7 protein-coding genes are annotated in these 5,641 nt (G+C 70.7%); all 7 read right to left on the bottom strand.

Features of this window, described 5'->3' with window-relative positions:
- Positions 1–95: 95 nt before the first annotated feature.
- On the bottom strand, positions 96–677 hold the full coding sequence (locus AB0O00_RS27875) for a cysteine dioxygenase family protein (protein WP_363656307.1): 582 nt from the start codon (positions 675–677) through the stop codon (positions 96–98).
- A 137-nt stretch (positions 678–814) separates the two neighbouring features.
- Positions 815–1,720: a LysR family transcriptional regulator gene (locus AB0O00_RS27870; RefSeq protein ID WP_359972512.1), complete on the bottom strand. Its 906-nt coding sequence runs from the start codon at positions 1,718–1,720 to the stop codon at positions 815–817.
- Between the two features lie 193 nt (positions 1,721–1,913).
- Positions 1,914–2,783 (bottom strand): amino acid ABC transporter permease, encoded by an 870-nt coding sequence (locus AB0O00_RS27865; RefSeq protein WP_363656305.1) that lies wholly within the window; start codon positions 2,781–2,783, stop codon positions 1,914–1,916.
- A complete protein-coding gene (locus AB0O00_RS27860) occupies positions 2,780–3,424 on the bottom strand; it encodes an amino acid ABC transporter permease (protein ID WP_363656303.1) in 645 nt (214 codons plus the stop codon). The genes AB0O00_RS27865 and AB0O00_RS27860 overlap by 4 nt, the downstream gene beginning before the upstream one ends.
- Before the next feature lie 13 nt (positions 3,425–3,437).
- Positions 3,438–4,334 carry a glutamate ABC transporter substrate-binding protein gene (locus AB0O00_RS27855; RefSeq protein WP_363656301.1) on the bottom strand — a complete coding sequence of 299 codons (897 nt, stop codon included), beginning with the start codon at positions 4,332–4,334 and terminating at the stop codon, positions 3,438–3,440.
- Positions 4,335–4,358: 24 nt separating this feature from the next.
- Positions 4,359–5,078 (bottom strand): amino acid ABC transporter ATP-binding protein, encoded by a 720-nt coding sequence (locus AB0O00_RS27850; protein WP_363656309.1) that lies wholly within the window; start codon positions 5,076–5,078, stop codon positions 4,359–4,361.
- Between the two features lie 56 nt (positions 5,079–5,134).
- On the bottom strand, positions 5,135–5,380 hold the full coding sequence (locus tag AB0O00_RS27845) for a LapA family protein (RefSeq protein WP_363656299.1): 246 nt from the start codon (positions 5,378–5,380) through the stop codon (positions 5,135–5,137).
- Between the last annotated feature and the right edge of the window lie 261 nt (positions 5,381–5,641).

Below are 5,641 nucleotides of genomic sequence, written 5' to 3'. Positions count from 1 at the left end.
CGAGCAGCAGGCCGGGGGCGTCGCCGCCGATCGGTGGGAGTGAGCGGGTACGGGTGCGGGTGGTCCGCTCGCGGAGGGTCAGCGCCACGCGACGCTCACCGCTGCCCGTCGGCGGGCAGCCGGTAGACGCGCCGGATGCTGGTGCCGAGGCGCGACACGTCGGCGCCGTACACGTGGATGGAGATGGCGGTGGTGCTGCACGCGTTGCGCACGAGGTGGATGTCGCCGGGCGGGGCGAACGCGGCGACGGTGCCGGCCGGTCCCGCGACGTGCTCGGTCTCGACGAGCCGGGCGGTGCGGCCGTCGGAGATGAGCCGGTAGCGGATCTCGCTCTCCTGGCCCCGGTGGACGCCGGCGACGCACCAGGAGACGTGGTCGTGGATCGGGGTCTGCTGGCCGGGCAGCCAGACGAGTGCGACGACGGAGAAGCTGCCGTCCTCCTCGGCGTGGACGACGTGCTGCCGGTAGCGGGTGGGGTCCGCCTCGCACTGGGCGGGGGTGAGCAGGGCGTCGGGTCCGTCGGGGTCGGCCGACAGGTGGGGGGCGAGGCGCTCGCCGACCAGGTACGCCGTGAGTTCCGGCGGCAGGCCGCGGTCGACGACGGCGCGGATCTCGCCGATGAGGGCGTTCATCCGCTCGGTGAGACGGTCGCTGCCGACCGTGACTGAGGCTGTCATGGCAGCAGGTTCGGCCAAGCGGACCTATCACGTCCAACGACGGATCTTAAGCGGTATTCCAACACCCACTTATAAGTCCGCAGACGATCAGCCCACGTGTCAGCCCGCCGAAGGGCCCACCACCAAGCGGCGCCCCCTCAGCACCCCACCCGGCTCGCCGCCGCCTGCCGCAGGTGGTCGAGCACGAGCGCCGTGGCCGGTATCCGCCGGTGCTCGCGCAGCACGTACGCGCTCACGTGCCGCCGCAGGTGCGGTTCGACGGCCCGCCCGGTGACCTTGCGGTGGCACATGAAGGAGAGCACGAGCGCCGGCATCAGCGCGATCCCGACCCCGGCCGCGACGAGGCTCTGCACCGCGAGGTTGTCGTCCGTCGAGAAGACGATGTCGGGCGCGAAGCCCTCCTCCGCGCACACGTGCAGCAGGTTGGCCCGGCACCGCGGGCACCCGGCGATCCACCGCTCCCGGTCGAGGTCGGCGAGCCGCACCGCGTGCCGGCGTCCGAGCGGGTGCCCGACCGGCAGGAGCACCGTGAGCAGGTCCTCCATCAGCGGAATCTCGTCCAGCCCCTCCGGTACGTCGGCCGGGGCGCCGGGGTAGCGGAAGGCCAGCGCGATGTCGCACTCCCCGCGCAGCAGCCGCTGGACGGAGTCCGGCGGCTCGGCCTCCAGCAGCTCGACCCGCACACCCGGGTGCTCGTCGAGCAGCCGGGCCATCGCCTGGGGTATCAGGGTGGCGTTGGCGCTCGGGAACGCGCAGACCCGCACGCGCCCGGTGCGCAGCCGGGCGAGCGCGGCGAGCTGCTGCTGGGCGGCGGAGAGACTGCCGAGGATCACCTCGGCGTGCCGGGAGAGCGCTTCGCCGGCCTCGGTGAGCCGCAGTCCGCGCCCGGCGCGGGTGAACAGGGGGACGCCGACGGTGCGTTCGAGCGCCTTCATCTGCTGCGTGATGGCGGGCTGCGTGTAGCCGAGTTCCCGGGCCGCCGCCGAGTAGGAACCGGCTCTGACCACCTCGTGGAACGTCCTGATGTGCCGCGAGTCGAACACCGGCTCCATGGCCCCTCCGCCCGGTCGTCTGCCTCCAGCCTGGGCAATCATAAGAGGAAATTGGAGGTTCCGGTCCTGACCCCGAGCGCACCTATGGTTCAGTTGCGAACCAACCCCCACCCCAGCGCGGTCCTCCCACCCCGGTACGACCGCTTCACCGCCGGACCACCGCCCCCTCGCCGCCGTTCCCGCCTCACTGCTGCGCGGACGGCGGCAGCCCCAGCGCCACTCCCGCCTTCGCCACCGGCGCGCCGCCCCGCACGCTCGGGCTGCGCCGGCTGCGGCGCTCGACCCAGCGGGCGAGCCAGGAGAGCAGGAGGCACATCCCGATGTAGATCGGCGCGATCACGATCACCACAGGGATGAACGGCAGGTCGTAGTCGAGGTTGGTGGCGATCAGCTTGCCCGCGTGCAGGAACTCCTCGTAGGTGATGAGGAAGCCGAGCGAGGTGTCCTTGAGCGCGACCACCAGCTGGCTGATGATCGCCGGCAGCATCGCCCGGTTCGCCTGCGGGACCAGCACGTACGCCATCACCTGGGTCTTGCGCATCCCGAGCGCGAACGCCGCCTCCCGCTGCCCCGTCGGCACGGCGAGCACCCCGGCGCGGAACACCTCGGCCAGCACCGAGCCGTTGTACAGCACCAGCCCGGCCACCAGCGCCCAGAGCGGCTGCACCTTCAGCGCGACGAAGACGAAGAAGATCATCACCAGCAGCGGCATGGCCCGGAAGAACTCGACCACCAGCGTGGACAACCAGCGCACCACCCGGTGGTCCGACAGCCGCCCGGCGGCGAACAGCGCCCCGAACGGCAGCGCGAACAGCACCGTCCAGCCGAACGCCTTCAGCGTGTTGCCGAGCCCGCGCAGCAACAGGTCCTGGACCCCGCGGTACTCGAAGGGCTCCCACTTCGCGTACGTGAACTGGTGGGTGTGGAACAGCATGTAGACGACCCACGCGATCAGCGCCGCGATGAGCGCCAGCGCGACCAGGCCGTACGTCCGGTGCCGGGCGAGCGCCTTCGGGCCGGGGACGTCGTACAGCGCCGAGGATTCAACGGTCATCGCGACACCGCCAGTCGTCGTTCGAGCAGGTTGAAGACGGCACTGATGGCCAGGGTGATGATCAGGTAGCCGACGGCGATCCAGACGAACGTCCAGATGATGCTGTAGCCCAGCTCGTTGATGGTCCGGTAGGTGCCCAGCAGCTCGGTGACGCTGAACGAGCCGGCGATCGCCGTGTTCTTCGCGAGCGCGATCAGCACGCTGCCGATCGGCGCGACCACCGACCGGTACGCCTGCGGCAGCACCACGAGGCCCATCGTCTGCCCGAAGGTCATGCCCAGACTGCGCGCCGCCTCCCCCTGCCCGAGCGGCACGGTGTTGACGCCCGAGCGCATCGCCTCGCAGACGAACGCCGAGGTGTAACAGCCGAGGGCGAGCACCGCGAAGGTGTAGAAGGGCAGCGTGATGTCGAACCGGGGCAGGCCCAGCACCACGATGAAGAACAGCAGCGTCAGCGGCGTGTTGCGCAGGATCGTCACCCACGCCGTGCCGAAGATCCGCAGCGGCTTCACCGGGGAGACCCGGAAGCTCGCGATCAGCACGCCCAGCACCAGCGACAGCACGGCGCTCACCGCGAACAGCGAGAGCGTGCCGAGGAACCCGTCCCAGTAGGTCGACCAGTTGTCGGTCAGCGTTTTCACGGCGCGGCCCCTCTCAGTACCGGTTGATCTGCGGCGGGGTCGGTGCGGCCTCACCCGACAGGCCGAGGGTCGCGTCGAAGGCCTTCTTCCAGTCGCCGTTCTGCTCGTGCTGGGCCAGGGCGTCGTCCAGCGCGTACCGCAGCACGGTGTCGTTCTTCGGCGTCCCGATCCCGTACGGCTCCGTCGAGAACAGCGGGCCGACGACCTTCAGCTCGTCCGGCACCTTCGCCGCGTAACCCAGCAGGATCGCGTTGTCCGTGGTGACGGTGTCGACCTGGCCGGTGATCAGGTTGTCCACGCAGGCCGAGTAGGTGTCGTAGCCGATCAGCTTCGCCTTCGGGTACTGCGACTGGATCCGCTGGTACGGGGTCGAGCCCGCCGCCGAGCACACCTTCTTGCCGTTCAGGTCCTGAGGGCCGTGGATGCTGTTGTCGTTCTTGCGCACCAGCAGCGACTGCCCGGCGACGAAGTACGGCCCGGCGAAGCCGACCAGCTTCTTCCGGTTGTCGTTGATCGTGTAGGTGCCGACGTAGTAGTCCACCTGGCCGTTCTGCAGCGCGGTCTCGCGGTTGGCCGAGGCGATGGTCTTGAACTGGATCTTGTCCGGCGTGAACCCGAGCGAGGCGGCGACCATCTTGGCGATCTCGATGTCGAAGCCCGAGTACACGCCGGTGGCCGGGTTCTTCTGGCCCAGGTACGGCTGGTCCTCCTTGGCGCCGACCACCAGGTGGCCGCGGCCGCGGGCCGCGTTCAGGGTGGACGAGCCGGTGATCGCGGAGGCGTCCTGTACCTGGTAGGTGGGCAGGGAGCTGGGCTGCGGGCCCTTGGGCGGCGGGGTGCCGGCCTTGCCGCAGCCCGCCGCCAGCACGGCGAGCGCCAGCACGGCGAGGAACCTGTTCTTCCTGGACACGGCCTTCCTCGTCACGGCGCCGCCTCAGTGCTTCAGGATCTTGGAGAGGAAGTCCCGGGCGCGCTCGCTCTCGGGAGCGCTGAAGAACGCCTCCGGAGCGCGGTCCTCGACGATCCGGCCGTCCGCCATGAAGACCACCCGGTTCGCCGAGGCCCGGGCGAAACCCATCTCGTGCGTGACGACGACCATCGTCATCCCCTCGTGCGCGAGCTGGCGCATGACGTCCAGCACCTCGTTGATCATCTCGGGGTCGAGGGCCGAGGTGGGCTCGTCGAACAGCAGCGCCTTCGGGTCCATCGCCAGCGCGCGGGCGATCGCCACGCGCTGCTGCTGGCCGCCGGAGAGCTGCGCCGGGTACTTGTCCGCCTGCGTCTCGAGCCCGACCCGCTCCAGCAGCGTCCGGGACTTGGCGTCCGCCTCGGCCTTGGGCCGCCCGCGCACCTTGATCTGGGCGAGCGAGACGTTCTGCAGCACGGTCTTGTGCGCGAACAGGTTGAAGGACTGGAACACCATCCCGACCTCGGCGCGCAGCCGGGCCAGGCCCTTGCCCTCCGCGGGCAGCGGCTCGCCGTCGATCAGGATGGTGCCGGCCTCGATCGGCTCCAGCCGGTTGATGGCCCGGCAGAGCGTGGACTTGCCGGAGCCGGACGGCCCGATCACCACGACGACCTCGCCGCGGCCGACCGTCAGTTCGATGTCCTGCAGGACGTGCAGGTCGCCGAAGTGCTTGTTGACGCCGCGCATCTCGATCAGCGGGGCGAAGCCGGGCGTGCCGCCCTGCGCGGACCCGGGGTCGGCGGTCACCGGGCGCGCCGTCCCTTGAGCAGCCAGCCCAGCGTGCCGCCCGCGAGCAGGGTGGCCAGCAGGGCGATCCACAGCGGCGCAGTCACGGTGAACACCCAGAACTGGATCTTCACCTTGTCGAGGTTGGCGAACAGGAACCACACCGCGAGGATGACGATGACGCCGATCCCGATGTACCGGGTGGGGATCCCGCCGATCTCGCTGCGCTGGGGGCTGGACGAGCCGCCTGAAACTTTGGTCACCGTCGCAGTCTGCGGGCCCGGGCCCCGGTTTGCCCGGCTACGCGCCCTTCCGTGCGGGCGGAGTAACCCGCACGGGGCAATCCGGCCCCGCGCGGGTTTGGACCGGCCCGGGCCCTGCGCGCACCGCGGGGCCCGGACCGGACGGCGCTACCGTTCGTCCCGCCAGGAGCGCCACAGCGCCGCGTACGGGCCGCCGGCCGCGACCAGCTCCGGGTGGCTGCCGTACTCGCTGATCCGCCCGCCCTCGACCACCGCGATCAC

This window comes from Kitasatospora sp. NPDC093558, assembly GCF_040683475.1.
Classification (GTDB): domain Bacteria; phylum Actinomycetota; class Actinomycetes; order Streptomycetales; family Streptomycetaceae; genus Kitasatospora.
This window is presented reverse-complemented; position numbering and strand designations above follow the sequence as displayed.

Bases quoted from the DNA above. Each gene is read 5' to 3' on its own strand.
- AB0O00_RS27875 (WP_363656307.1), bottom strand. From the start codon at position 677: ATGACAGCCTCAGTCACGGTCGGCAGCGACCGTCTCACCGAGCGGATG.
- AB0O00_RS27865 (WP_363656305.1), bottom strand. From the start codon at position 2,783: ATGACCGTTGAATCCTCGGCGCTGTACGACGTCCCCGGCCCGAAGGCG.
- AB0O00_RS27850 (WP_363656309.1), bottom strand. From the start codon at position 5,078: ATGCGCGGCGTCAACAAGCACTTCGGCGACCTGCACGTCCTGCAGGAC.